Source organism: Lentzea tibetensis, from assembly GCF_007845675.1.
Classification (GTDB): domain Bacteria; phylum Actinomycetota; class Actinomycetes; order Mycobacteriales; family Pseudonocardiaceae; genus Lentzea; species Lentzea tibetensis.
In genome coordinates this window covers 84591-106971 of sequence record NZ_VOBR01000032.1, presented here as the reverse complement: position 1 = coordinate 106971, position 22381 = coordinate 84591, and the positions used below count along the sequence as shown (strand labels likewise).

Below are 22381 nucleotides of genomic sequence, written 5' to 3'. Positions count from 1 at the left end.
GTGTGATCGACCTAGCCGACCGCACGCCGCGAACCGGACTTCCTGAATCGACTCAGGGGGCGCCGGAGGAGTTCTGCGCCGCCGTGGCCCAGCAGAGCTGCGGGCCGTACCGGCTGCAGTTCTACGCGACCCCGCACGCCGTCGTGTGCGTGGTGGACGACGCCGAGGTGAACTCATGAGCACGCAGGAACGTACAGAGGCGCGCCTGCCGGTGCTCCTGGTCCGCAAGCGGGCCGGCGTGGTCGGGGAGACCCAGCGCACCTGCCACCTCGTCCCGATGCCCGACGACGGCAGGCCGCCGCTCGCGCTGACGGCGTACTGCGGCGAACTGATCCACCGGGGTGAGGCCGAGCTGCTCACCCAACCGTCCGGCATGCCCTGCGTGGGCTGCCTCTTCCGCGTCCCGATGCCCCGAAGTGGTGAGCTGCACCAGAGTGACTGGCCCCTCTGACTTGCCGCGGCCGTTCCGGCCGCCTTACCTGGTGGCATGACAGTCCAGGTGACAGGAGCGGGGCCGAGGATCTTCACGACCTCGGTCTCCGCGAGCGGGTACGACTTCGTGGCCGACGAGCCGGCTTCCTGCGGTGGCGACGACCTGGGGCCGACGCCGTACGACCTGCTGCTGGCCGCGCTCGGGACGTGCACGTCCATGACGTTGCGGCTGTACGCGCGCAAGCGCGGCTACCCGCTCGACGAGGTCGGCGTCGCGCTCGAGCACGACCGGATCCACGCCGAGGACTGCGCGGACTGCGACACCAAGTCCGGGTACGTCACCCGGATCCGGGTGCGGATCACGCTCACCGGCGACCTCACCGACGAGCAGCGCGCCGACCTGCTCCGCATCGCCGGTCGCTGCCCGGTGCACCGCACCCTGACCGCCGAGATCAAGATCGAGACCACTCTCGACTAGCTGTCCGTCAGGGCCACCCCCGGTCCGTCGGGGTGGCCCTGACGGCGTTTCAGCCGGGTTCGGCGATGCAGGCGGTGCCGACGCGCCGGAAGCCGACGCGCTCGTAGACCTGGGCGATCGTCTCGCTGCCCGCGGACACGAACACGATCTTCGCGCCGCGGTCGAGCGCGTCGTGGGCGAGCGCGGCCGTGATCGCGCCGCCGAGCCCCTGCCTGCGTGCCGCCGGCAGCGTGCCGACGCCCGCGATCTCCACGACGTCACCGGCGCGCTGCGCCGTCCCCACCGCCACGACGCCGTGTCCGGGCAGCTCAGCGGCAGCGTGCCGGTTCATGCTCGGCTCGGGTGCGGCGCCGGTCAGCTCCGCGTCGCGCTCGGCGGTGCCCAGCTCGCCCTTCTCGGTGCCCGGCACCGAGAACGCCAGTCGTCCCACCACGCCGAGCACCTCGGGCGCCTCGTCGAGCACCCGCACCCGCTCGTCGTCGGCCGGTGGCAGCAGGTGCGGGTCGAGCACGAGCAACGGGGCGCGCAGCACGCTCAGCCCGGCCTGCTCGGCTGCCTCCAGGAGGCCCGGCGTGGTCTCGTGCACCCACTCGAACGCCTCGGGCACGCCCAGTTCGCGTTGGCGTGCACGCATCTCGGCGACGTCGTCGACCGTCGGCTCACCGCCGGGGAACCTCGGTCGCGCGTAGAGCGGCCAGCCGCCCTCGTGCGCCTGGACGAAGAGCACGAGCGAACCGTGTTCCTCGACTCGGGCGCTGTGGCGCGGAACGGCGTCGTAGAACTCTTCCAGGGTCTCCCACACGGGCGATCACGGTACGTAGGTTGGGGCGGGTGACGCATCGGAATTTGGCGCTCGGCCGAGGAGATCGGGCTGGAGCCGGGGGAGTTCGACGAGTCGGGCGGCGACTTCCTCGTGTTGCACGCTTCCGCACCGGACGACGTGAAATGGGTGTTGCGAGCACCGAGGCGTCCTTCGGTGGCGGCGCGGGTGCCCGTCGAGGGCGCTCTGCTCGACCTGATCGCGGACCGGCTGCCCGTCGCGGTGCCGCGCTGGACCGTGCGCACTCCTGACTTCGTCGCGTACGAGCGGCTACCCGGCGCGGCCGCCGATCCGTTGCCGCAACGCTACTTCGACGACGTCGGCCGCTTCCTGGCCGCACTGCACGCGGTGCCGGTCGACGAGGTGGCCGCGACCGGGCTGGAGATCCGGTCGGCCGCCGCCATCCGCGAGACGATCGCTCGCAAGGTGCACCGGGCGCGCGCTGAGCTCGGCATCTCCACCGCGTTGTGGGAGCACTGGCAGCGCTGGCTGGCCGACGACAGCACGTGGCCGCCGCGGTCCGTGCTCGCGCACGCCGACGTGATCCCGTCGCACACCCTGGTCGCGGACGGCCGCGTCGTCGGTCTGCTGGACTGGAGCGACGCGCTGGTCGGCGACCCGGCGGCCGACTTCCGCAGGCTGCGCAAGGCGTTCGGGCCCTCAGCGCTGGACGAGCTGATCGCGTCCTACGAACGGCACGGTGGTCAGGTGTGGCCCGGCATGCGCGCGCACGTCGAGGAACGGGTGCGGATGGGCCCGGTGGACAGCGGCCTGTACGGCATCGACTCGGGCCAGGAACGTCACGTGGCGGCCGCGCGGGAACAGCTCCGCGCGATGGCCTAGGACAGAATGTCCGTCATGCGTGCCATCGTCGCGGTCCTGCTGCTCGCACTGGTCGCCTGCGGCAGCCAGGAGGACCGGTTCGTGCGCCCCGGCGTGCCGAGGACCTCGCCGTCCGGCAACTACGTGGCGCACACGGAGAGCGTCAGCGGCAAGACCGTCCTGCTGATCACCAACCCGGCGGGCGACGAGCTGTACCGCGACTCGCTGGAGTACTGGACGTCCGAGCGCAACGACGGCGTCGGCGTGCTGTGGCTGTCGGACCGCGACCAGTTGTGGCTCCTGGTACCGGGTTCGACGCACCAGCGCGTCGAACCCGACGCCCAGGGCGCCTGGCACCGCGTCGCGGACAGCGAGCTGCCGGAGGAGATCAAGCGACTGGGCTAGCTTTGCGCAGCTCGCTGTCGAACTCGGCACCCAGCAGCACGGCGATGTTCGAGATCCACAGCCACACCAGGAAGACGATGACACCGCCGAGCGAACCGTAGGTCTTGTTGTACGTGGCGAAGTTCGCGACGTAGACGGCGAACCCGGCCGTCGCGATCGCCCACAGCAGGATCGCGAGCACGCTGCCCGGCGTGATCCAGCGGAACTTCGGCTGCTCGACGTCCGGTGCGAGCCAGTAGAGCACGGCGATCGCGAGGGTCACCAGCAGCGCGATCACCGGCCACTTGGCGATGTCCCACGCCGTGACGACGGTGTCACCGAGCCCGATGGCGCTGCCAACGGCGTCCGCGACCCCGCCGGTGACCACGAGCGCGCCGATCGTCAGCGCCAGCACCGCGACCATGCCGAGCGTGAGCACCACCTGCAGCGGAATGGTCTTCCAGAACGGCCTTTTCTCCTCGACGTCGTACAAGGCGTTGCAGGCGCGGACGAACGCGCCGAGGTAGCCGGATGCGGTCCACAGCGCGAGCACCAGCCCCAGTATCGCGAGCGGCCCGGCCAGGTGCTGGCTCTGCTGCAGGTCCTCGATGGCGGTCTTGATCAGCTGCCCGGCTTCGCCCGGCGCGACCTGGTCGACGTACTTCACCAGCTCGCGCGTCGCGGAGTCGCCGAGCAGGCCCAGCACCGACGTGAGCACGATGATGCCGGGGAACACCGACAGCACGCCGTAGTAAGTGAGCGCAGCCGCCCAGTCCGTCAGGTGGTCGTCGTTGAACCCCTTGACGGTCCGCCGGAGGACGCCCCACCAAGTCCGCCTCGGCAGCTCGGTGGGGCGGTCCGCCTCAGTCACCTGCGGGCACGGCGCCAGTTGAGGGAACGCCTGGCCGCGCCGATCCCGGCGAGGTGCAGCGCGACGAGCAGCAGTCCGAGCGTCACGAGCGTGCCCGTACCGATCGGGCCGAGCGACGCGCCTGCGAGGTCGAGGATCAGCGCTAGCCCGAACACGACCGCGGCAACGATGGCCATCATGTGAACCTCCTGTTGTCGCTGGTCGGATACCCGCTGGCGCCCGGCGCAACCGGGCCGTTCGGAGCAATCGGGTCCACTGTGGTGCCCCCGTGCGGCATGATCCGGCGATGGACGTCTCGCGCTGGGTGGCCGCCGCGGTGCCCTGGTGGGTCACCCGCGTCGTGCTCGTCGCGGGCTGGCTGGCGGCCGTGATCGTCGCGGTGTCGTCGTCCACCGTCACCTGCACCCCGGACGTCCCGTGCTCGCCGGACACGGTGTTCGCGATGGCACTCGTGCTGCTGCTCGCGACGCCCGTCCTGCTGTTCTGGATGCCGGTGACGGGGTGCCTCGCGGGTGTGGGTTTCGCGGTGCTGGACCTGTTGTTCGACGACCTGCCGGTGGCGCAGGTGGCCTTCGGGCTGCACGGTTTCTGCTGCGCGGTGGTGGCCTTGTGGATCCTGCGGTCCCGTGCGACGCAACGGCAGATCGCCGGCGGTTCCGCGGTGCGCTTGTCCGGTGACCTGCCGTGGGGCGTGTCGCCGTTGATGGCGCTGCTGTGCTTCGCCGCCGCCGCGTGGGCGTTCCTGTCCTACGACGCGGCCGCGGCGTCGATCGAGTCGCACGTGCTGGCCGCCACGCGGGTCGAGGGCCAGATCGTCGAGGTACGCCCGACCGGTCTGACCGTGGAACTGCCCGACCGCCAGCGCGTTCCCGTTGCGGCGGTGGCAGACCAGTACCACGTCGGCGACCGCGTGCCGCTGCTCGCCGATGACACGTGGGTGCGCCTGGTCGCCGAACCGGAGGACGCGACGTGGCGCCTCACCCTCGGTTCCGCCTTGTGCCTGGCCGTTTTCCTGCTCGTGGTGCGCACGTGGCACCGCCGCTCGCTGTGGTCGCGGCCGCTGCCCTCGCTTCCGCTGGCCGTGGAATCCGTTGGGGCGCACCGAGTTCTGCTGTCGTCGTCCGGCGGCGCCTTCGCGCTGCTCCGCGTCGACGCCGACGTGCCGTCCGCGCCACCGCGGTTCACCGACGCCGCTCACTTCGGCCGCGTGTGGCGCGGCGAGGAACCACCACCACCCGAGCCGGACCTGCCCGTGGTGACGGTGGCGGGGGAGCTGTGCCACGGCGGCCGGGTGGTCCTGCTGCTCGGCGACGAGGTCCTGCTCTCGTCCGTGCTGCGACCGTTCCGCCGCGCACTGGACCACTCGCTGCCCGGCACGCCGGTGTCCGCGGGCTCACCGGGCACCGTGCCGCGCGTGATCCGCTGGGGCCTCACCGAAGGCCTGCTCCTGCTGGGACTGGCCGTGCTGTTCTGGTTCTACGCGGTACCCGTTGGCGCGCTTTGCCTCGCGGGCGCGTGGATGCGTCTGCAGCCCCAGATGCGCCTGGAGCACACGGTTCTGGTGCTGCGCGTGGGTTTGTACGTGTACCGAGTGCCGTGGCCGCAGCTGCACGGCGTCCGGCTGGCGGGTGACCGCCTCGTGCTGGCCTACGGGCCTTCCGGTGACCTGGTGACCGTGCCTTCCTTGCCGGGGCTGGGGTCGGAGCTGATGGGCCTGCGCGCGCGTGCGCTGATCGCGGACGGTTCCGCCGCGGTCACGCGCACGCTCGGCCCGGTACCGATCGCCGTGCTCGCGTACCTCGTCGTAGGCTGGTTCCTGTGAGCGGTTTCTCGTACACCTCCCGCGACGGCACCGTGGTGATCCTCCACCACGGCCGCGCAGCCACCACGCTGCGCGGCATGCGGGCGGCCGAGTTCCTCGCCGAGGTCGAGACCGACCCGCAGCTCGTGATGGCCCGCTGGACGGGAAACTACAAGCGCGGCAACGAACGCACCGCCCGCAACCACCCGCGCAATCAGCGCTGAGCCAGCGCCTCCAGCAGTCGGTCCACATCGGACTCGTTCGTGTACGGCGCGATACCTGCTCTGACCCCGCCCTTGTCGCCGAGGCCGAGCCACCGCGAGGCCTCGATGGCGTAGAAGTGGCTGGCAGGTGCGTTGACGTTGTGCGCGGCCAGCCTGCGGTACACCTCCTGCGGCTCTTCGCCTTCCGCGGTGAAGAGCACGGTGGGGGTGCGGTCCCGTTCTGGTGATCCGTAGATCTTGATGTCGGGGATTTCCCTCAGCCCGGCTTCCAGTCGGTCCCTCAACGCGTTCTCGTGCGCTTCGAGCGCGTCCATGCCGAGGCTTTCGAGGAAGTCGACCGCCGCCGTCGTGCCGGCCAGCAGCTCGTACGGCAACGTGCCGAGCTCGAACCGTTCCGGCACCTCGTTGGTCGACGGCAGGAGCTTGTCGGGGTGCAGCTGCTCCAGCGTTTCGGCTTTGGCCGCCAGCACACCCAGGTGCGGGCCCAGGAACTTGTAGGGCGAGCAGGCGTAGAAGTCGGCGCCCATAGCTTCCACATCCACTTTTGCGTGCGGGGTGAGGTGCACGCCGTCCACGTACACCAGGGCGTTGGCTTCGTGCGCTTTCCGCGTGATGGCCTCGATGTCCGGTTTGGTGCCCAGGAGGTTCGACGCCCCGGTGACCGCCACCAGTCTGGTTCGGTCGGTCAGCAGGTCCGTTATGTCCTTCGTGTGCAGTTCGGCGGTGTCCTTGTCGAACGCGGCCCAGCGGACTGTCGCTCCCACCGCCTCGGCCGCCTGGACCCACGGCCGGATGTTGGCGTCGTGGTCGAGCCTGGTGACGATCACTTCGTCTTGCGCTGTCCAATTTCTGGCCAGCGTTCTCGCGAAGTCGTACGTCAACTGGGTCATGCTCCGCCCGAAGACGACCGTTTCCGCGTTGAGGAATCCCGCCATCGTGCGGCGGGCGGTCGCGACGATCTCCTCGGCCCGCTGCTCCGCCCGTGTGATGGAGCCGCGGTTGGCGATCGCCGCCGTCAACGCGCTGGTCACGGCCTCGGCGACCACGTCGGGCGTTTGCGATCCTCCGGGGCCGTCGAAGTGGCTCGCGCCTTCGTTCAGCGCTGGAAAGTGACTGCGTACAGCTGCAACGTCATAGTCCACGTGGCTGATACTGGCAGTTGAGTCGATCGGTGGTAGTCGCCCAATTAAGTATCCACATACTCTCAGTTGTCTGGACCGCTTGTGAGACAACGGGGAGTACACGTGGCCCAACGGAACAGTGCGCAAGAAGAACCCGCCGGCCTCCGTTGGGTGAAGAGCTCAGCCAGCGGCAACGAGCAAGGTGCCTGCGTCGAACTGGCCACGACGGGCGAGGTCGTGTTCGTCCGCGACTCAAAGGTCAGAGACGGTGGGCGCCTCACGTTCGAATGGTCCGCTTGGGCGTCGTTCATCGCCTCCAGCAAGGCTCGATGATTTCCCTATACAACGCCGGGACCGTTGCGTTCGAGCCACATGGCCACCCGCTGCGTGATAAATTGCCGGTAGGCGATAGGGTCTGAGCAACTTGCCATGTGGCAGGACGCTTGCTGTCGGACGACGAGGAGATCCCATGCCGCGGGGAGGCACCCCAGTGAGTCAGCTCCGGCGTTTGCGCGCGGAGTTGAAAACCCTGCGCGAGGACCTGGGGCAGACCCAGAAAGACGTGGCAGACGCGCTGGAGTGGTCCTCGTCGAAGGTGATCAGGATCGAGAACGGCCCGGTCGGCATTTCGATCACCGACCTCAAGGCGTTGCTCTTCCACTACAAGGTGACGGACGACCAGCGGGTCGACGACCTTCTCGAGCTGGCTCGCGGCAGCAAGCAGCCGGCGTGGTGGCACCGGTTCAAGGACGTTTACAGCGCCAAGTTCCTCACGTTCCTGGGGCTGGAGTCGTCGGCGATCCGGATCCGGCAGTTCCAGCAGATGCTCGTGCCCGGTCTGCTGCAGTCGCCCGAGTACATGCGCGCACTGCTGAAGTCCTACGGCAACTCGCCGGAAGTGATCGAGCGCGGCGCGGCGGTGCGTTCGGAGCGGCAGCGCGTCGTCATGGTCGAGAACAACGTTGAGACGTACTTCATCGTCGACGAGTCGGTGTTGCACCGGCTGATCGGCGACGAGTGGGTGATGCGCGGGCAGTTGTTGCACCTCAAGGAGCTCGCGGGCAAGCCGAACGTCAGCATTCAGGTCGTGCCGTTCACCGCGGGCGTGCACCGCGGGCTCGCCTCGTCGTTCGAGATCTTCCAGCTGAGCGAGCAGGAGGACGACTACGCGATGGTCGTCGAGCTGCCCTACCAGGACCGCTTGATCGAAGAGAGCAACGAGGAGACCAAGGACTACGTCGCCATCTTCGCCGAGCTGGAGAAGGTCGCGCTGTCGCCGGAGGACTCGCTCGTGCTCATCGATCGCCTCCTGGGGAAGTTGCCTGGCTGAACGCCAGGTAGCGAAAGCCAACTTCATCTATGGCTGGGGGCACTGTGCCTGTTACCCTAGTGCCATGTGGCAGATTGCTATCTGCTGCACGTGGCGAGGGAGGGGACATGGCCACGAACATCATTGAACCCAGTCGTAGCCCTTCGCGCGGTAAGTGGCAGGGCTACAGAACGATCTTCTCAGTGGACGCCATCGGGTCCACCAAGTGGACCAACGGAGAGAAGGAGATCGGCCGCGGGCTGATGTACCGCGTGGTCGGCGACGCGTTCGAGTCGTGCGGCATCAAGCCGCACTACTGCGACCCGCTGGTCGACCGGGGAGACGGCATCCTCGCGCTGATCCGCCCGCTCGACGAGGTGCCCAAGAGCCTCGTGCTCGGCAGCCTCATCCCGAAACTCCGCGAGCTCCTGGCCGGCCAGGTCGAGGGCGAGCTGCGCTCACCGCTGCGCCTGCGGGCGGTGCTGCACGCGGGCGAGGTGCACGACGACGGCTGGGGCCCGTTCGGCGAGGCACTCGACTCGGCGTTCCGGCTGCTGGAGTCCAGAGAGGTCAAGCGGTTCGACGTCCACATGGGCTCGCCGCTGCTGCTCGTGATCTCCGACGACATCTACCGGTCGGTCGTGCTGCAGTACTTCCCCGAGTCCGCTTTGCGGTTCACGCCCATCCGTCGCAGAGACGTCGGCAACGGCAATGTTTACCGCGGCTGGGTGCTCGCCTGAGCCTGCCTGATGGCGGCCCGCTAACTGGCAATTGCGCGCAATAAGTGAAATGCGGGCGATTTGCAACCAGCAGTGGCTGGTCCGAGGTGTGGAAAAGATTCAATCGGTGGCTGACGCGGCTGGGTGCTCACCCAGGGCCGGAGAAACCGGGTCAGGATCAGTTTCATGACCGGAACCTGTTCCCGCGGATCGAACGACGGATCCAGGCTGGTCCGCCCGAACAACCCGTCGACCAGCCCCTGAATCCAACTGGCCGCGGTCAACGGCGCGACAGAGACATCAACGAGCCCAGCCGCAGCCGCCCGCTGAATCAATGAGGCCAACCCGTCCTGAATCGTCAACTCGTTGCGCACGACCACCGCGGCCCGGCCATCAGGAGTGTCGAGTGGCTCAGTCAGGTGATCGACGACTGCCAGCACCCCGGCCACGGGTCGTCCAGAGACCGAGCGCTCGGTTTATTGACATGGAACGCGCGAAGGGACTACACATCCGATGACTGGAGTGCCGCCGCCGACTCCGTGAGAGGAGCGGTCGATGCCGAGCACACCCTTTTCCCGCCGCACGCTGTTCGCAGGAACCGCCGCAGGCGCAATCGCCCTGACCGCGACCGGGCAGGCGCACGCTGCAGCCATAGGCGTTGACGATCGTGTCAACTGGGGGACATACCTCGGAGGACTCGACCCCGTCTGGGCCAGCGTGCCGACGACCTTCTACCAGGGGCCGTTCCTCGGCAACGGCGGTCTGGGTGCGGCGGTCTACCGGATCAGCAACAAGCTCGCGTTCAAGCTCGGTGACACCAGAGTCCGCGATCACCAGGGGACGGGCGGCACGAACTTCGGCAACGCGCGGCTGCCCATCGGGCACCTGACGCTCAACACCACCGGCAACGTCACGGACGTCGACCTGCGCCTCAGCCTGCACAACGCCGAGCTCACCGGCACCGTCACCACGGCCAGCGGCGTGCTGAACATCAGCGCGTACGTCCACGCGGAGCAGGACGTGCTCGTGGTGACCGCGACCGTCAAGTCGGGCAACGAGAAGGTCGCCTGGACGTTCACGCCGTCGAAGGCGCGCAGCCCGCGACTCGACTTCAAGCCCGCGCCGAGCGGGTTGAAGACCAACCCCGACCCGAAGGTCAGCGGCACCACGTGCACGCAGGACCTCGCGGCGGGTGGGCAGACCGTCACCAAGTGGCAGATCAACGGCGACACGATGTACGCCACGGTCGCGCACACGTTCCCGGACAAGACGGCCAACGCCAAGGCCACGCAGACGCTCGCCGCGGCCACGAGCAACGCCCAGCTGAGGAACGAGCACGTCCGGTGGTGGAACTCCTTCTACCCCAAGAGTTTCGTGTCGGTGGCGGACACCAGGCTGGAGAGCTTCTACTGGATCCAGCTGTACAAGCTGGCCAGCGCCACGCGCAGGGACCGGCCGGTGCTCGGCACGTGCGGGCCGTGGCTGGAGCCGACGCCGTGGCCCGGCACGTGGTGGAACCTCAACGTGCAGCTGGAGTACTGGATCCTCAACGCCACCAACCACCAGGAGCTGGACTCGCTGAGCTACTCGCTCGACAGGTCCCGCGACGCGCTGGTCGCGAACGTGCCGAGCCAGTACCGAAGTGACTCGATGGGCATCGCCCGCACCACCCAGGAAGACCTCAAGGGCGGGGTCGCGCAACCGGGTGCGGACGGTGACCCGGAGTGCGGGAACCTGCTGTGGGCGTTGCACAACGCGTGGCTCGGCTACCGGCACAGCATGGACGACGACGCGCTGCGGAACTTCGTCTTCCCGTTGCTGCGCAAGGCGGTCAACTACCACCTGCACTTCCTCACCAAGGACTCGAAGGGCGTCTACCACCTGCCGAAGACGTTCTCGCCGGAGTACGCGTCCTCAAAGGACTGCAACTACGACCTCGCGCTGCTGCACTGGGGCTGCACGGCACTCATCCAGGCCAACCAGCGGCTGAACCTCAACGACCCGCTCGTCCCCAAGTGGCGCGACGTGCTCGACAACCTCACGAAACCGCCGCAGGACAGCACGTCCGGGTACTGGATCGGCGCGGACGTCAAGTTCAACAAGTCGCACCGGCACTACTCGCACCTGCTGTGGTTCTACCCGCTGTACGAGCACGACGTGACGACGAACGCCGCGCACCGCGACGCGCTCACCAAGTCCGTCAAGCACTGGCTCAGTTTCACCGGCGCGCAGCAGGGCTACACGTTCACCGGGTCCGGCTCGATGTACGCGCTGCTCGGCGACGGTGACAAGGCGCGCGGGCAGCTGGTCACGCTGCTGGACAAGTACGTCCAGCCCAACACGATGTACAAGGAGTCCGGGCCGGTCATCGAGACGCCGCTGTCCGGCGCGCAGACGATGCACGACATGCTGGTGCAGAGCTGGGGCGGCATCGTGCGGATCTTCCCGGCCGCACCGGCGGCGTGGGCGAGCGTGACGCTGCACAACGTCAAGACCGAAGGTGCGTTCCGGATCTCCGCGGTGCGCAAGGCGGGCAAGACGGTGTTCGTGCGGGTGAAGAGCGAGGCGGGCGAGCCGCTGCGGCTGCACCCCGGCAACCTGCCCGGCCCGGTCGAGGTCAGGGAGCTGCCGAGCGGCAACCAGGTGAGCTTCCAGCAGAACGCCGACGGCACGCTCACCATCCCGTTGGCGCGCAACCAGGACGTCGTGATCTCCACGAAGGGCGCGAACCCCGACCTCGTCATCGAACCGGCGGGCGCCAACACCAAGCGCTACTGGGGCATGCCCTAGGGGAGGTACCAGAGCAGCAGGTCGCTGGTGACAGGCGGGAAGAGCGCCTCCATCAGCTCGGCGTGCGGGCCTGGGTAGCAGTCCGAGTGACGCTGCCTCAGGCCCGCCATGCCGTGCGGCCCGAACAGCAGCGGCGCCAGCAGGTCCGGCGCCACGCCCGCCCCGCCCTGGGAGTACGGCCCCTGCAGCGTGCCGCCCGGCCGCACGGGGCCGACTTCGCCGTCCTGCCAAGCGAAACGCACGTGCGACCGGAAGAACGACACCAGCACGTCGGTGTCGTCGAACCCGGCCAGCCGGCGAGCCAGCAACGGCCGCAGGTGTTCCAGCAGGGCCGCGGCCGACGGGATGCGGAAGTAGAACTCCTGCAGCTGACCGGAAGGCGGCCCGAGGAACGCGTCCAGCGCCAGGCCGGGCCGCGCGTCGACGGTCGCGGGCGCCAGGCTCAGCAACGACATCGCGGCGTCCGAGTCGAGCGCGACGAACTCGTGCATGGTGTCCTCGGCCATGCGGGCGCACCCCACGACCTGATCGGCGCGGGTCGCGACGTGCAGCGAGGACCCCGGCTGCGCGATGACCCATCGCCAGCACGCCGCCGACCGCGGCACGCGCAGCTCGACGCCCGACTGCGCGATGTCCTGCAACCGCACCAGATCCGGGATGTCGGAGAGCCGGGCCTCCCGCACCAGGTCCTCGCCGGTCGGAACCGACTGCACCGGACGCGGCAACGGCATCGGCGTCGAGTACGAGTAGCCGAACTGCCGGTAGAAGTAGGGAATGCCGATCATCACCTGGAGCAGGTGACCGCGGTCGGCGGAGCGCTGGTGCGCCCAGTCCATCAACGCGCGCACCAGGCCGCGTCCCTCGTACTCGACATCCGTCGCCACCAGTTCCACCTGCCCGGTGGGGATCTCGACGCCGCCGAGCACGACGGTCTCGTCCAGCAGGGTCGCGGTCGACACCACGCGGTCGCCGTCCACCGCGACCGCACACGCCTCCCAGCCCGCGTCCGGATCCTCGACGACGAGGCGATGGTCGGCTGCGTCCTCGGGTTCACCGCGGGCCGTCAGCAGCGCGGCGATCTGGTCGAGGTCGGACGGGCGCGCGGTGCGAATCTCCACCACGGCAGTGTTTCCAGGACGGTGGTTGTCCGCAATCGGATTTACGGTCGGAGGCATGGACTGGCACAAGGAACTCGTGGACCAGCTCGACTGGCACTGGCAGCACCAGCTGCGGGCGCGGCTGGAGGGCATGACCGACGACGAGTACTTCTGGCAACCCGTTCCAGGCGCGTGGAACGTCCACCGCGACGGCGGGATCGACTGGGAGTACCCGCAACCGGAGCCCGCGCCGTTCACCACGATCGCGTGGCGGATGGCGCACGTCATCGTGGGCGTGTTCGGCGCCCGCAGCGCCTCGCACTTCGGTGGCCCGCCCGCCGACTACCTCACCTGGCCGTACGCGAAGAGCGCCGACGAGGCGTTGAAGCAGCTCGACGACGCGTACCAGACGTGGATCGACGGCGTGCGCACCGCGGACCTGGACCGGCCGTGCGGTGAGGCCGAGGGACCGTACGCCGAGTACCCCTTCGCGACGCTGGTGCTGCACATCAACCGCGAGGCGATCCACCACCTGGCCGAGGTCTCGTTGCTGCGCGACCTGTACCTGCGCGCGGATCAGCTCACGGGTGCGGGCTCCGGCCGGTTGTCGTAGGCGTCGCGGGCGTCGAGGATCTCCAGCAGGTGCTCCTCGGACCAGCTGCGGATGCCCGACATCAGGTCCGCGACGCTGTGCCCGAGCGGGCTGAGCGAGTACTCGACGCGCGGCGGGACGGTCGGGTAGACGGTCCGCACCACCATGCCGTCGCGTTCCAGCGTGCGCAGGCCCTGCGTGAGGCTCTTCTGGGTGATGCCGTCGAGACGGCGGCGCAGCTCGCCGAACCGCAGCGTGCCGTGTCGCAGCGTGTCGACGAGCAGCGCCGCCCACTTGTTGGCGATGGCCTCGAGCACCGTCCGCGACGGGCAGGTGCGCAGGTAGCAGTCGACCTTGCTCAGGGTGGTATCCACAAGGTACCTATATACCCTGAAAGTGCCTACTTTCCAATATGCAGCGCTCACCGCAGGATGGCTCCTGAAGGAACAACAGGAGGAGATCATCGTGCGAGTCATCACCCAGAACACCGTCGGCGACGCGGCTGTGCTGCAGGTAGCGGACGTCGACAAGCCGAGGCCGCAGGCCGGGCAAGTGCTCATCAAGGTCGGGGCAGCGGGGGTGAACCCGGTCGACGTCGCCGTCCGCGCCGGATGGTTCCCGCTGCTCGGCGAGCCGCCGTTCACGCTCGGCTGGGACGTCGCGGGCACCGTCGAGGAGGTCGGCGCCGGGGTCACCGAGTTCGCGCCCGGTGACGAGGTGCTCGGACTCATCAGCTTCCCCGAGGCCGGCAACGCTTACGCGGAGTACACCGTCGCCAAGGCCGACGAGCTGATCAAGAGGCCCGCCTCGCTGAGCGTCGAGGAAGCGGCCGGACTGCCGTGCGTCGGGCTCACCTCGTGGCAGGCGCTGGTCGGCCTGGCCGGGCTCGAAGCCGGTCAGCGGGTGCTGATCCACGCCGCGGCGGGAGGCGTCGGGCACCTGGCGGTGCAGGTCGCGAAGGCGCGCGGCGCCCACGTCATCGGCACGGCCAGCGCGGCCAAGCACGACTTCGTGCGCGGCCTCGGTGCCGATGAGCTGATCGACTACCGGACGCAGGACTTCGGTGACGTCGACCCGGTGGACGTCGTGTTCGACCTCGTCGGCGGCGAGTACGCGGAGCGGTCGGCCAAGGTGCTCAAGCCCGGTGGAGTGCTGGTCACCGCGATCGGCGGCAACCCCGGCCTCACCGAGGAAAGGGCCGCTGAGCTGGGCATCCGGTTCCACGTCGTGTCCGTCCGCCCGTCGGCGGTCGACCTCGCGCAGGTCGTCGGACTGAAGGTGCACGTCGAGCAGGTGCTGCCGCTCGCGGACGTCGTCAAGGCGCACGAGCTCATCGCGTCCGGGCGGACCAGCGGAAAGATCATCCTGGTGCCGTGACCTGAAGTTCACGAGGAAGTGATCGACAAACATGGGATGTCACCCGATCGTGTGAATCATGCGATGGACACCCCTGCCGCTTGTCCTCGGTCTGCTCGTCGCGGTCGGCCTACTCGGGTCGACCGCGACGGCGGCCACACCGCTCACCGTTGCCCAGGCGATCAGCCCGCAGACCGGCGCTTCCGCGACCGTTCGCGGCTACGTCGTCGGGCAACCGACCGCGACGAACACCGTCGTGCGGTCGAACTTCCCCAACGACTACGCGCTCGCGCTGGCCGACACGGCGAGCGAGACGAACACGTCGAAGATGATCTACGTCCAGATCGCGTCGAGCTTCCGCGCGGCGTACGGGCTGCAGACCAACCCCGCCCTGCTGGGGAAGCAGCTCGACGTCACCGGCTCGCGCTCGGCGTACTTCTCGCACGCGGGCCTGACGTCGACCACGGCGTTCGCCAAGGTCGGCACGCCGCCACCGACCACGACGACGACCACCACCACGACCACCACGCCACCGACCGACGACTACTACGCCCCGGCCATCGGCAAGTCCGGTGACCAGCTGCGCGACGCGCTGCACCAGATCATCAGCACCAACGCGAAGCTGAGCTACGACCAGGTGTGGGACGCGCTCAAGGACACCGACCAGGACCCGAGCAACCAGGCCAACGTCATCCTGCTGTACAGCGGCCGCTCGCAGAGCAAGTCCACCAACGGCGGCAACGCGAACGACTGGAACCGCGAGCACGTCTGGGCCAAGTCGCACGGCGACTTCGGCACCGCGACCGGGCCGGGCACCGACATCCACCACCTGCGTCCCGAGGATGTCTCGGTCAACGCCAACCGCGGCAACAAGGACTTCGACCTCGGCGGTTCCGTCGCGGCCGAGGCGCCCGGCAACAAAACCGACGCCGACTCCTGGGAGCCGCGTGCTGCCGTCAAGGGCGACGTCGCGCGCATGCTCTTCTACATGGCCGTGCGCTACGAGGGCGGCGACGGGTTCGCGGACCTGGAGCTGAACAACAACGTCAACAACGGCTCCGCCCCGTACATGGGCAGGCTGTCCCTGCTGCTCCAGTGGAACAGCGCGGACCCGCCGGACGCGTTCGAGCAGCGCCGCAACAAGGTGATCTTCGACAGCTACCAGCACAACCGGAACCCGTTCATCGACCACCCGGAGTGGGCTGCCTCTATCTGGGGCTGATCCTGTCCAGGAAGGCGCGCTGCGCGGAGACCACCTTCGCGCGCGCGTCTTCCAGCCCGAACCAGGCGACCCGGTCGAGCTCCGGGAAGGTCTTGATCTTCCCGGAGCCCTTGGGCCACTCCATGTCGAACGTGCCGAGCACGACCTTCTCCAGGTCGATGTCGCCTTCGAGCGCCCACACCGTCACGACCTTGCCGGACTGCTTGACCTCGCCGAGGTCCACGAGCTCGCCTGCGGGCACCGGCAGGCCCAGCTCCTCCTCGAACTCCCGCCGCGCGGCCTGCTCCGCCGTCTCCTCGTCGGTGTACTCGCCCTTCGGGATCGTCCACGCGCCGTCGTCCTTGCGCGCCCAGAACGGCCCGCCCATGTGCCCCAGCAGGATCTGGACCTCGGGGTTTCTCCTGAACAGGAGTATTCCGGCGCTGCGTCGCATACTCACAGCATGTCGGACTGGGTCTTGCACTTCGACCTGGACCAGTTCATCGCCGCGGTCGAGGTCGGTCGACGGCCGGAGCTGCGCGGCCTGCCCGTGGTCGTCGGCGGCAACGGCGACCCCACCGCGCGCGCCGTCGTCGCGACCGCGTCCTACGAGGCGCGCGCGTTCGGCGTGCACTCGGGCATGCCGCTGCGCACGGCGTTGAAGCGCTGCCCGGACGCCGTGTTCCTGCCCGCCGACAACGCCGTCTACGAAGAGGCCTCCTCTCGGGTGATGGCGGTGCTGCGCGAGTTCCCGGTCGTCGTCGAGGTCATCGGCTGGGACGAGGCGTTCGTCGGAGCCCACGTCGACGACCCCGAGTCGCTGGCCGCGCAGCTGCGGCAGGCGGTGCTCGACGAGACCGGACTCGACTCGTCCGTCGGCATCGGCGACAACAAGCTGCGCGCCAAGCTCGCGACCGGCTTCGCCAAGCCGGCCGGGATCTTCCGGCTCACGATCGCCAACTGGGTGCCGGTGATGGCGACGCTGCCCACGCGGGCGCTGTGGGGGATCGGCAGCCGGACGTCCGCCAAGCTGGCCGACATGGGCATCGCGACCGTCGCCGATCTCGCGCGAGCCCCCGAGCCGGACCTGGCCGCCCGGTTCGGACCGCGGATGGGGCCCTATTTCCGTTCGCTCGCACTGGGTGCGGGCGACACCACCGTGACCGCGACGCCCTACGTGCCCCGCTCGCGCAGCCACGAGACCACGTTCCAGGAGAACCTCACTTCCCGGTCCGACATCGACGAACAAGTTGTCCTGCTGGCCAGACGGGTTTCTGAGGAAGTTCTGGCCGAAGGAAGGCTCTGCGCGAGGGTCGGCGTGAAGGTCCGCTTCGCGCCGTTCTTCACGCAAACCCGCAGCATGACGCTGTCTGAACCGACACAGGACGGTGCCGTTATCGAGCGCGCCGCACTCGCCGTCGTCGATCGTTTCGAGCACACGAGGCCGGTTCGGCTGCTCGGAGTTCGAGCGGAGTTTGTGACGGATGTCGAACCGCCGGAGCCTTCTTCGACGTATCGGTAAGTAGAAGTTCTCTTACCGCCTGAGGAGAAGGTCATGAGCACCATCACCGCCATCAGCCACCGTGACCGCGCCGTTCTCCGCGCCGTCGCCGCCGGTCGTTGCCAGCTCTCCGGTCGCTTCCTGCTCGTCGACGGAATGGGGTGCTGCGACCAGTTCGTCGGACCACGACTGACAGAAGCCGGACTGATCAGTTCCGACCCCGGTGTCGCCAGCTTGACCGAGACCGGCCGCGCGCTGCTCGAAGCCGCGTGAAGAACACCGGCCGCGATCCCTAGCGGGTCGCCGCGCGAGACCTGAAGCACCGCTGCACCGGGACGCCCGGCGTGTGCGGGTGAGTTGCGCCTGCCGCCGTGCATCCGCGTGCCGCTTCGTGATCGCCCGTCATCGCCGGCAGGATGCGCTCTGACCGCGTCCACTCGGTGATGCTCCGGCAGCCGATCCGCCAGTGGTACCAACATCTTCAGGCCCGCGCCGGGCCTGTGCGCCATCGCTTCCGCGACCGCGTGGTTGAGCGTCACCACCGGGTTGTCGCCGAACTTCTCCAGCAACCGGTGCAGCGCGAGTATCTGGGGCCAGTCGGTGTCCTCCGCTCGTTCCGCCTCGTCGTGCAGTGCCGCGATTGCGGCCCGCGCCTCGCGCCTGGTCGCTGGAGACGTCGGAGCCGGGCGCCCGGCTCCGACACGGGGTCATCGCCTGGTGGTGACCACGTACCGGTAGCTGTTCTCGAAGCGGTACGAGCCGTCCGGGCGGCGGAACGGTTCGGAGGCTTCCGCCAGTGTCTCCGCGACCGCGGCTTCGCCCGAGTGCTCGATGGCCAGGTAGTACGAACCGGCGGTGAGCAGCGCGCGCACCAGAGTCCGCCGATCCGGCGCCTCCCACGGCACGTCGATCTCGCCCGTCGAGTCCACGGTCAGACCGGCTTCCACCGCAAGCGACTCGAGCACGCCGGGCTCGCCCACCGGAGGTGACGGGCGAGGCGCCCACTCCGGCGGTTGCAGCGGGCGCACGGCCTTTCCGAGCACCAGCACGTCGTTGCGGTGCACCTCGGTCCAGTTGCTCAGCACGACCGTGCCACCCACGCGCGTGACACGACGCGCCTCGGCTAAGGCGACGCCGAAGTCCGCTGCCATGTGGAAGGCGTTGAAACCGGTCACCAGGTCGAAGGTCTCGTCCTCCCACGGCAACGACTCCATCGCGCCCACGCGGAAGTCGCCGGGCACGACGCGGCGCGCGATGGCGACCATGGCCTCGGCCGCGTCGAGACCGCTGACCGCAGCACCGCGCGCGGCGGCTAATCGGCAGAACTCCCCGCTGCCGCAACCGATGTCGAGCACCGCGGAACCGGCACGCACGGTTCGCGCGACCAACTCCCACACCGGCATCGACATGTGCGCGTACAGCTCAGCCCTCGCCTCGGCCCGCGCTCCCCAGCGCGGGCCGTGCACCTCTGCGGTCGTGCTTCCCCTCATGACTCGAAGCTACCGCGCACCCCTGACAAAAACGCCGCGAAGGTGAGGAGACCAGGATGAATCCGCCGCAGCAGTGCGATGTCCGCGCGTGGTTCCTCGCGATGCGCGAACACCTTCGCGAGTGCTGGATCGTCCACCTGGAACTGTTCGTACTCGACGCCCATGGCCGCCGCGATCTCGCGCGGCGTCAGTTCGTCACCCGCCAGCGCGAGCGACGTGCCCACCAGATCGGGTGAAGCGAAGACGGATGCGGCGATCGCGCCGATGTCGTCGACCGCGATCAGCTGGTAGCGGGTGTCCGGGTCGAGCAGGTGCGTCAGCTTCGTCATCCCGGGCGAGTGCAGGCCGTCCATGAACGTCCCCGGCCGCAGCACCGTCGAGGGCTGGCCGAGCGAGCGGATGTGCTCCTCGACCTCCCACTTGCTGTCGAACGACGGAACCCCCGTCTGCGACGTGGAGGCCATCAGCGAGGCGTACACGAGGTGCTCCACGCCTGCCCTCGAAGCCGCGTCGGCCACGTTCTTGCCCCACCGCGTCTCGACGGAGGTGTCGTAGCCCTGCGGCGCGCGCGGGTCGTGCGGCGCGGGCTGGACGCTGAACACGCCGTACGCGCCCGCCATCGCTCGGTCGAGTGAGCCGGGATCATCCAGGTCGGCGACAACCGTCTCCGCGCCCGTGACCTGCGCGGACGGGTTGCGGGTCAGCGCCCGGACCTGCCAGCCGCGCGCGACCAGATGCCGAGCCGTCGCGCCGCCCTGCTTGCCGGTCGCGCCGGTGACCACGATCGTCTTCATTCGTCTGCCCCCAGATAGTTTTCTACAAAACTACCTCAAACTCGGTGGCGGGTGTCGTGACAATGGGGTGCATGGGTGCGCTGGACAGGGTGTTGCGCGAGGTCGGGGACGAGACGCTCGATCGGCTGGCCGCGTTGCCGGGTGCCGACCTGGCGACGTTGCTGCTGGCCGTCATGCGCAAGCGCGCGAACAACCTGACCGCACCGGACGTGCTGCGCCGCTACCGCACCGACCGCTTCGTCACGCCCGCGCAGGTGCCGTTCCGCGACATCAGACGCGCCGAGAACGCCTTGCTGGACGCGCTGCCCGACGACGTGGAACTGCTGCAGCTGGCACCGGTCGTCCCGCTCGGCACGCACTCCGTGATGTCCACTGTGGACCAGAACAACGTGGTGTCGACCATCCGCGGCACGGAGGTCGCCGCCGACCCGACCAACGCGCTCGCGCTGGAGGCGGCCGTCCGCAGGCGTGCCGGTCAGGACCTCGTCGAGCTCGCTTCGGTGCAACGCGTGGTGCGCGCGCAGGTGGTCGACGGCGCGGCCAGGTTCGCGCACTTCACGCTGTTCGGTCGGGTGTCAGCCGGGCGCGACACGGGGAACAGGGAGTTCGAGCGCGCGAACCTCGTGGCGCACATGCGGTTCCTGGCGCAGGTGTGCGCGCCCGCCGAGTTCCGGGTCACCTGCTTCGACCCGCGGTTCCGCTGGGCGCTCGACCTTCCGGACGTCGTCGAGGACCCGACCAGGCAGACCGGGTACTACGAAGGTCTGTGCTTCAAGGTGTTCCGCGACGGCGTCGAGGTCGGTGACGGCGGGTTCGTCGACTGGTCGCGTCACCTGCTCGCCGACCGCAAGGAGCGCATGCTGATCAGCGGTGTCGGTGTTGACCGGCTAGCGCTGGGCGTACCGGGCGCGTAGCTCCTCGGTGCGTTCGGCCGGCCACGGGCAGCGGACCTCGCCGAACGACGCCGCGAAGAACAGCTCCAGCTGCACCTGCCAGACGGCGAGCATCGTCGGCAACAACTCCTTGTCCCGCACGGACTGCGTCAACGTCACCGAGGTCCCAGAGGCCGGGTCCTGCCGGAACTCCCACCGCACGCGTCCCGCGACGACGTCCGAGTGCAGCCACTCGTACTCCAGCACGTGCGGCGCGTCGGCGACCGTCACGGCACCCGGCCGCACGTACCCGTTGGTGGCGCGCACAGGCGGCTCACCGCCGACCACGACAGCGGAGTCCTCCACGAGCAGCGCCCACATGTCCGCGACGGGCTTCCACACGAGGTCGCGTTCGAAGCGCACGCCCTCAGGAGTCACAGCGCCCTCGCCGAGACCGAACTTCTCGACGTACGCCTCCATCGGCCCGAGCCAGTCGGACGGCGGGGTGAACTCCACATCGGAGAGTCGAGCGACGAGCGTGTCCAGGCAGACGTCCCAGCCGATCGCGTTGCGGCCCGCCGAGAGCCCGCCGTCGCCGAGCACCTGCGTCATCAGCAACCGGCAGCCGTCGCCGTCCGGCACGATCTCGAACCGCAGCACGTCGTGGTTCCAGCGAAACGCGAACACGCGCGGCTCGTCGAACGTCAGCACCTCGCCGGAGCTGACGTCGTCGACCGGGGCCTCGTCGGGGAACGTGAACGTCATGCGGGTGCCCTCGATCGACACCGCGGCCGGGAACCAGTGCTTCAGCTCGCCCGGATCGGTGATCGCGCGCCACACCTTCGCGGGCGGATGCGCCAGGCGCCGCTCGAACCGGAGCACGGGTTTGCCGTCGACGGTCAGGAGTTCCGCGTCCACTTCAGTCCATCTCCTCGAGGTGTCGTTCGAGTGCGTCGAAGCTGGCCTCCCACATCCGCCGGTACGGCGCGAGCCACGTGTCGATCTCCGCGAGCGGGCGCGGGTTCAGCCGGTACCACCGGCGTTGCGCGTCGACCCGCACCTCGACGAGCCCGGCCTCGCGCAGCAGCTTGAGGTGCTTCGACACCGTCGGCTGGGTCAGCGCCAGTCGAGAGACCAGGTCGTTCACCGGCCGTTCGCCCGAGCGCAGCAGGTCGAGGATCTCCCGCCGGCTCGGGTCGGCCAGCACCGCGAACGTAGATGCCATATTGGCAATATAGCCGCTACGGCATATTAAGGCGAACCGCCACCTCGGTGTCCCAGTTGTTCAGGTCCGGCTCGACCATCGGGTGGGTGAAGTAGGACTCGGTCCGGCAGCCCCACACCCGGCCGCTGACGTCGAAGTCCAGGTCCTGCGACAGCAGCTCGTCCCACACCGCGACCAGCCCGTCCGGGTGGCCGTGGTGGGTCTCCGTCGCGTACTGGCCCGCGGGCAGGGTGGAGCAGAACAGGTCGCCGTCGACCTCGATCGGTTCGGTGATCGGGATGCCCGCCTCGACCTCGATGTCACCTTCCATGTCGATCACCAGGTAGCGGAAGAACGGCGCGCCCGCGATGGGCACACCACGCGCGTTGAGCAGGCCGAACAGTTCCGGCAGCCGGTCCGCGATCTTGCTGAACGTGGTCATCGTGACCGTGCCCCGGACGGCGACGTACGGCTGCTCGGGACGCGTCTCGATCTTCATCAGG

Annotated in this window: 30 protein-coding genes; 17 read left to right on the top strand and 13 right to left on the bottom strand. The window is 68.9% G+C overall.

What is annotated here, in order from left to right:
• Positions 1 to 2: 2 nt before the first annotated feature.
• From FKR81_RS44010 to FKR81_RS35805, 3 genes are read left to right on the top strand one after another with little or no spacing between them, the layout of a single operon-like run.
• A complete protein-coding gene (locus FKR81_RS44010; RefSeq protein WP_186763374.1) occupies positions 3 to 179 on the top strand; it encodes a hypothetical protein in 177 nt (58 codons plus the stop codon).
• The gene (locus tag FKR81_RS35810) at positions 176 to 451 is read left to right on the top strand and encodes a hypothetical protein (RefSeq protein ID WP_186763373.1); all 276 of its coding nucleotides are present in this window, start codon (positions 176 to 178) and stop codon (positions 449 to 451) included. The genes FKR81_RS44010 and FKR81_RS35810 overlap by 4 nt, the downstream gene beginning before the upstream one ends.
• 36 nt (positions 452 to 487) lie before the next feature.
• Entirely contained in the window at positions 488 to 910 is a 423-nt protein-coding gene (locus FKR81_RS35805; protein ID WP_146358657.1) for an OsmC family protein, read from the top strand.
• Between the two features lie 49 nt (positions 911 to 959).
• On the opposite strand, the gene FKR81_RS35800 is transcribed toward FKR81_RS35805, so the two are convergent.
• Positions 960 to 1712, bottom strand: coding sequence for a GNAT family N-acetyltransferase (locus FKR81_RS35800; protein WP_146358656.1), 753 nt, complete (start codon positions 1710 to 1712; stop codon positions 960 to 962).
• A gap of 36 nt (positions 1713 to 1748) precedes the next feature.
• On the opposite strand from FKR81_RS35800, the gene FKR81_RS35795 reads away from it, so the two are divergent.
• Positions 1749 to 2573, top strand: a complete 825-nt coding sequence (locus tag FKR81_RS35795) for a macrolide 2'-phosphotransferase (RefSeq protein ID WP_146358655.1) — start codon at positions 1749 to 1751, stop codon at positions 2571 to 2573.
• Between the two features lie 15 nt (positions 2574 to 2588).
• On the top strand, positions 2589 to 2957 hold the full coding sequence (locus FKR81_RS35790; RefSeq protein ID WP_146358654.1) for a hypothetical protein: 369 nt from the start codon (positions 2589 to 2591) through the stop codon (positions 2955 to 2957).
• On the opposite strand, the gene FKR81_RS35785 is transcribed toward FKR81_RS35790, so the two are convergent.
• Both FKR81_RS35785 and FKR81_RS35780 read right to left on the bottom strand, forming a co-directional pair.
• Positions 2941 to 3807, bottom strand: a complete 867-nt coding sequence (locus tag FKR81_RS35785; RefSeq protein ID WP_235922066.1) for a YihY/virulence factor BrkB family protein — start codon at positions 3805 to 3807, stop codon at positions 2941 to 2943. The two genes, FKR81_RS35790 and FKR81_RS35785, sit on opposite strands and share 17 nt — an antisense overlap.
• The gene (locus tag FKR81_RS35780; RefSeq protein ID WP_146358671.1) at positions 3804 to 3986 is read right to left on the bottom strand and encodes a hypothetical protein; all 183 of its coding nucleotides are present in this window, start codon (positions 3984 to 3986) and stop codon (positions 3804 to 3806) included. Before FKR81_RS35780 ends, FKR81_RS35785 begins: the two co-directional genes overlap by 4 nt.
• Positions 3987 to 4075: 89 nt before the next feature.
• Here FKR81_RS35780 and FKR81_RS35775 point away from each other — a divergent pair, with 89 nt between their 5' ends.
• Together FKR81_RS35775 and FKR81_RS35770 are read left to right on the top strand one after the other, a co-directional pair.
• Positions 4076 to 5629 carry a hypothetical protein gene (locus tag FKR81_RS35775; protein WP_146358653.1) on the top strand — a complete coding sequence of 518 codons (1554 nt, stop codon included), beginning with the start codon at positions 4076 to 4078 and terminating at the stop codon, positions 5627 to 5629.
• Positions 5626 to 5832 (top strand): hypothetical protein, encoded by a 207-nt coding sequence (locus FKR81_RS35770; RefSeq protein ID WP_235922064.1) that lies wholly within the window; start codon positions 5626 to 5628, stop codon positions 5830 to 5832. Before FKR81_RS35775 ends, FKR81_RS35770 begins: the two co-directional genes overlap by 4 nt.
• On the opposite strand, the gene FKR81_RS35765 is transcribed toward FKR81_RS35770, so the two are convergent.
• A complete protein-coding gene (locus FKR81_RS35765) occupies positions 5823 to 6974 on the bottom strand; it encodes a cysteine desulfurase-like protein (protein ID WP_146358651.1) in 1152 nt (383 codons plus the stop codon). The two genes, FKR81_RS35770 and FKR81_RS35765, sit on opposite strands and share 10 nt — an antisense overlap.
• An 81-nt stretch (positions 6975 to 7055) precedes the next feature.
• Here FKR81_RS35765 and FKR81_RS35760 point away from each other — a divergent pair, with 81 nt between their 5' ends.
• The 3 genes from FKR81_RS35760 (at position 7056) to FKR81_RS35750 (ending at position 9002) form a co-directional block, all read left to right on the top strand.
• Positions 7056 to 7286, top strand: coding sequence for a DUF397 domain-containing protein (locus FKR81_RS35760; protein WP_328593181.1), 231 nt, complete (start codon positions 7056 to 7058; stop codon positions 7284 to 7286).
• A gap of 157 nt (positions 7287 to 7443) precedes the next feature.
• The gene (locus FKR81_RS35755; RefSeq protein ID WP_186763371.1) at positions 7444 to 8283 is read left to right on the top strand and encodes a helix-turn-helix domain-containing protein; all 840 of its coding nucleotides are present in this window, start codon (positions 7444 to 7446) and stop codon (positions 8281 to 8283) included.
• A 182-nt stretch (positions 8284 to 8465) separates the two neighbouring features.
• Positions 8466 to 9002, top strand: coding sequence for a hypothetical protein (locus FKR81_RS35750; RefSeq protein WP_146358648.1), 537 nt, complete (start codon positions 8466 to 8468; stop codon positions 9000 to 9002).
• Positions 9003 to 9022: 20 nt separating this feature from the next.
• Here the strand turns inward: FKR81_RS35750 and FKR81_RS35745 are convergent, their stop codons facing one another.
• A complete protein-coding gene (locus FKR81_RS35745; protein WP_146358647.1) occupies positions 9023 to 9430 on the bottom strand; it encodes a hypothetical protein in 408 nt (135 codons plus the stop codon).
• A gap of 268 nt (positions 9431 to 9698) precedes the next feature.
• Here FKR81_RS35745 and FKR81_RS35740 point away from each other — a divergent pair, with 268 nt between their 5' ends.
• On the top strand, positions 9699 to 11771 hold the full coding sequence (locus FKR81_RS35740; protein ID WP_222598511.1) for a glycosyl hydrolase family 95 catalytic domain-containing protein: 2073 nt from the start codon (positions 9699 to 9701) through the stop codon (positions 11769 to 11771).
• Here FKR81_RS35740 and FKR81_RS35735 read toward each other — a convergent pair.
• A complete protein-coding gene (locus FKR81_RS35735; protein WP_235922062.1) occupies positions 11768 to 12889 on the bottom strand; it encodes a GNAT family N-acetyltransferase in 1122 nt (373 codons plus the stop codon). The two genes, FKR81_RS35740 and FKR81_RS35735, sit on opposite strands and share 4 nt — an antisense overlap.
• Positions 12890 to 12944: 55 nt before the next feature.
• Between FKR81_RS35735 and FKR81_RS35730 the strand changes: the two genes are divergently transcribed.
• Positions 12945 to 13481, top strand: a complete 537-nt coding sequence (locus tag FKR81_RS35730) for a DinB family protein (protein ID WP_146358644.1) — start codon at positions 12945 to 12947, stop codon at positions 13479 to 13481.
• Here the strand turns inward: FKR81_RS35730 and FKR81_RS35725 are convergent.
• Positions 13445 to 13834, bottom strand: coding sequence for a winged helix-turn-helix transcriptional regulator (locus FKR81_RS35725; RefSeq protein WP_235922060.1), 390 nt, complete (start codon positions 13832 to 13834; stop codon positions 13445 to 13447). The two genes, FKR81_RS35730 and FKR81_RS35725, sit on opposite strands and share 37 nt — an antisense overlap.
• A gap of 91 nt (positions 13835 to 13925) precedes the next feature.
• Between FKR81_RS35725 and FKR81_RS35720 the strand changes: the two genes are divergently transcribed.
• Both FKR81_RS35720 and FKR81_RS46100 read left to right on the top strand, forming a co-directional pair.
• Positions 13926 to 14837, top strand: a complete 912-nt coding sequence (locus FKR81_RS35720; RefSeq protein ID WP_146358643.1) for an NADP-dependent oxidoreductase — start codon at positions 13926 to 13928, stop codon at positions 14835 to 14837.
• A gap of 58 nt (positions 14838 to 14895) precedes the next feature.
• Positions 14896 to 16038 (top strand): endonuclease, encoded by a 1143-nt coding sequence (locus tag FKR81_RS46100; RefSeq protein WP_146358642.1) that lies wholly within the window; start codon positions 14896 to 14898, stop codon positions 16036 to 16038.
• Here the strand turns inward: FKR81_RS46100 and FKR81_RS35710 are convergent.
• Positions 16025 to 16471, bottom strand: a complete 447-nt coding sequence (locus tag FKR81_RS35710) for an NUDIX domain-containing protein (protein WP_146358641.1) — start codon at positions 16469 to 16471, stop codon at positions 16025 to 16027. The genes FKR81_RS46100 and FKR81_RS35710 overlap by 14 nt on opposite strands.
• 9 nt (positions 16472 to 16480) lie before the next feature.
• Between FKR81_RS35710 and FKR81_RS35705 the strand changes: the two genes are divergently transcribed.
• Positions 16481 to 17539 carry a DNA polymerase IV gene (locus FKR81_RS35705; protein ID WP_146358640.1) on the top strand — a complete coding sequence of 353 codons (1059 nt, stop codon included), beginning with the start codon at positions 16481 to 16483 and terminating at the stop codon, positions 17537 to 17539.
• 33 nt (positions 17540 to 17572) lie between these two features.
• Positions 17573 to 17791: a hypothetical protein gene (locus FKR81_RS35700; RefSeq protein WP_235922058.1), complete on the top strand. Its 219-nt coding sequence runs from the start codon at positions 17573 to 17575 to the stop codon at positions 17789 to 17791.
• Positions 17792 to 18225: 434 nt separating this feature from the next.
• On the opposite strand, the gene FKR81_RS35695 is transcribed toward FKR81_RS35700, so the two are convergent.
• Positions 18226 to 19008, bottom strand: coding sequence for a class I SAM-dependent methyltransferase (locus tag FKR81_RS35695; RefSeq protein ID WP_146358639.1), 783 nt, complete (start codon positions 19006 to 19008; stop codon positions 18226 to 18228).
• Positions 19005 to 19802 (bottom strand): NmrA/HSCARG family protein, encoded by a 798-nt coding sequence (locus FKR81_RS35690; protein WP_146358638.1) that lies wholly within the window; start codon positions 19800 to 19802, stop codon positions 19005 to 19007. Before FKR81_RS35690 ends, FKR81_RS35695 begins: the two co-directional genes overlap by 4 nt.
• Before the next feature lie 71 nt (positions 19803 to 19873).
• Between FKR81_RS35690 and FKR81_RS35685 the strand changes: the two genes are divergently transcribed.
• Positions 19874 to 20716, top strand: a complete 843-nt coding sequence (locus tag FKR81_RS35685; RefSeq protein ID WP_146358637.1) for a hypothetical protein — start codon at positions 19874 to 19876, stop codon at positions 20714 to 20716.
• Here FKR81_RS35685 and FKR81_RS35680 read toward each other — a convergent pair.
• The 3 genes from FKR81_RS35680 to FKR81_RS35670 are packed head-to-tail and all read right to left on the bottom strand — an operon-like array spanning position 20690 to position 22377.
• Positions 20690 to 21592 carry an SRPBCC family protein gene (locus FKR81_RS35680; protein ID WP_146358636.1) on the bottom strand — a complete coding sequence of 301 codons (903 nt, stop codon included), beginning with the start codon at positions 21590 to 21592 and terminating at the stop codon, positions 20690 to 20692. The genes FKR81_RS35685 and FKR81_RS35680 overlap by 27 nt on opposite strands.
• A gap of 1 nt (position 21593) precedes the next feature.
• Complete coding sequence (locus FKR81_RS35675; RefSeq protein WP_146358635.1) at positions 21594 to 21899, bottom strand: ArsR/SmtB family transcription factor; 306 nt, start codon at positions 21897 to 21899, stop codon at positions 21594 to 21596.
• 16 nt (positions 21900 to 21915) lie between these two features.
• A complete protein-coding gene (locus FKR81_RS35670) occupies positions 21916 to 22377 on the bottom strand; it encodes a GyrI-like domain-containing protein (protein ID WP_146358634.1) in 462 nt (153 codons plus the stop codon).
• Between the last annotated feature and the right edge of the window lie 4 nt (positions 22378 to 22381).

What these genes read in the sequence shown, in the direction of transcription:
- FKR81_RS35810 (WP_186763373.1), top strand. Translation starts at nt 176, where the DNA reads ATGAGCACGCAGGAACGTACAGAGGCGCGCCTGCCGGTGCTCCTGGTC.
- FKR81_RS35805 (WP_146358657.1), top strand. Translation starts at nt 488, where the DNA reads ATGACAGTCCAGGTGACAGGAGCGGGGCCGAGGATCTTCACGACCTCG.
- FKR81_RS35790 (WP_146358654.1), top strand. Translation starts at nt 2,589, where the DNA reads ATGCGTGCCATCGTCGCGGTCCTGCTGCTCGCACTGGTCGCCTGCGGC.
- FKR81_RS35780 (WP_146358671.1), bottom strand. Translation starts at nt 3,986, where the DNA reads ATGATGGCCATCGTTGCCGCGGTCGTGTTCGGGCTAGCGCTGATCCTC.
- FKR81_RS35730 (WP_146358644.1), top strand. Translation starts at nt 12,945, where the DNA reads ATGGACTGGCACAAGGAACTCGTGGACCAGCTCGACTGGCACTGGCAG.
- FKR81_RS46100 (WP_146358642.1), top strand. Translation starts at nt 14,896, where the DNA reads ATGCGATGGACACCCCTGCCGCTTGTCCTCGGTCTGCTCGTCGCGGTC.
- FKR81_RS35710 (WP_146358641.1), bottom strand. Translation starts at nt 16,471, where the DNA reads ATGCGACGCAGCGCCGGAATACTCCTGTTCAGGAGAAACCCCGAGGTC.
- FKR81_RS35705 (WP_146358640.1), top strand. Translation starts at nt 16,481, where the DNA reads ATGTCGGACTGGGTCTTGCACTTCGACCTGGACCAGTTCATCGCCGCG.
- FKR81_RS35700 (WP_235922058.1), top strand. Translation starts at nt 17,573, where the DNA reads ATGAGCACCATCACCGCCATCAGCCACCGTGACCGCGCCGTTCTCCGC.
- FKR81_RS35695 (WP_146358639.1), bottom strand. Translation starts at nt 19,008, where the DNA reads ATGAGGGGAAGCACGACCGCAGAGGTGCACGGCCCGCGCTGGGGAGCG.
- FKR81_RS35690 (WP_146358638.1), bottom strand. Translation starts at nt 19,802, where the DNA reads ATGAAGACGATCGTGGTCACCGGCGCGACCGGCAAGCAGGGCGGCGCG.
- FKR81_RS35685 (WP_146358637.1), top strand. Translation starts at nt 19,874, where the DNA reads ATGGGTGCGCTGGACAGGGTGTTGCGCGAGGTCGGGGACGAGACGCTC.
- FKR81_RS35675 (WP_146358635.1), bottom strand. Translation starts at nt 21,899, where the DNA reads ATGGCATCTACGTTCGCGGTGCTGGCCGACCCGAGCCGGCGGGAGATC.
- FKR81_RS35670 (WP_146358634.1), bottom strand. Translation starts at nt 22,377, where the DNA reads ATGAAGATCGAGACGCGTCCCGAGCAGCCGTACGTCGCCGTCCGGGGC.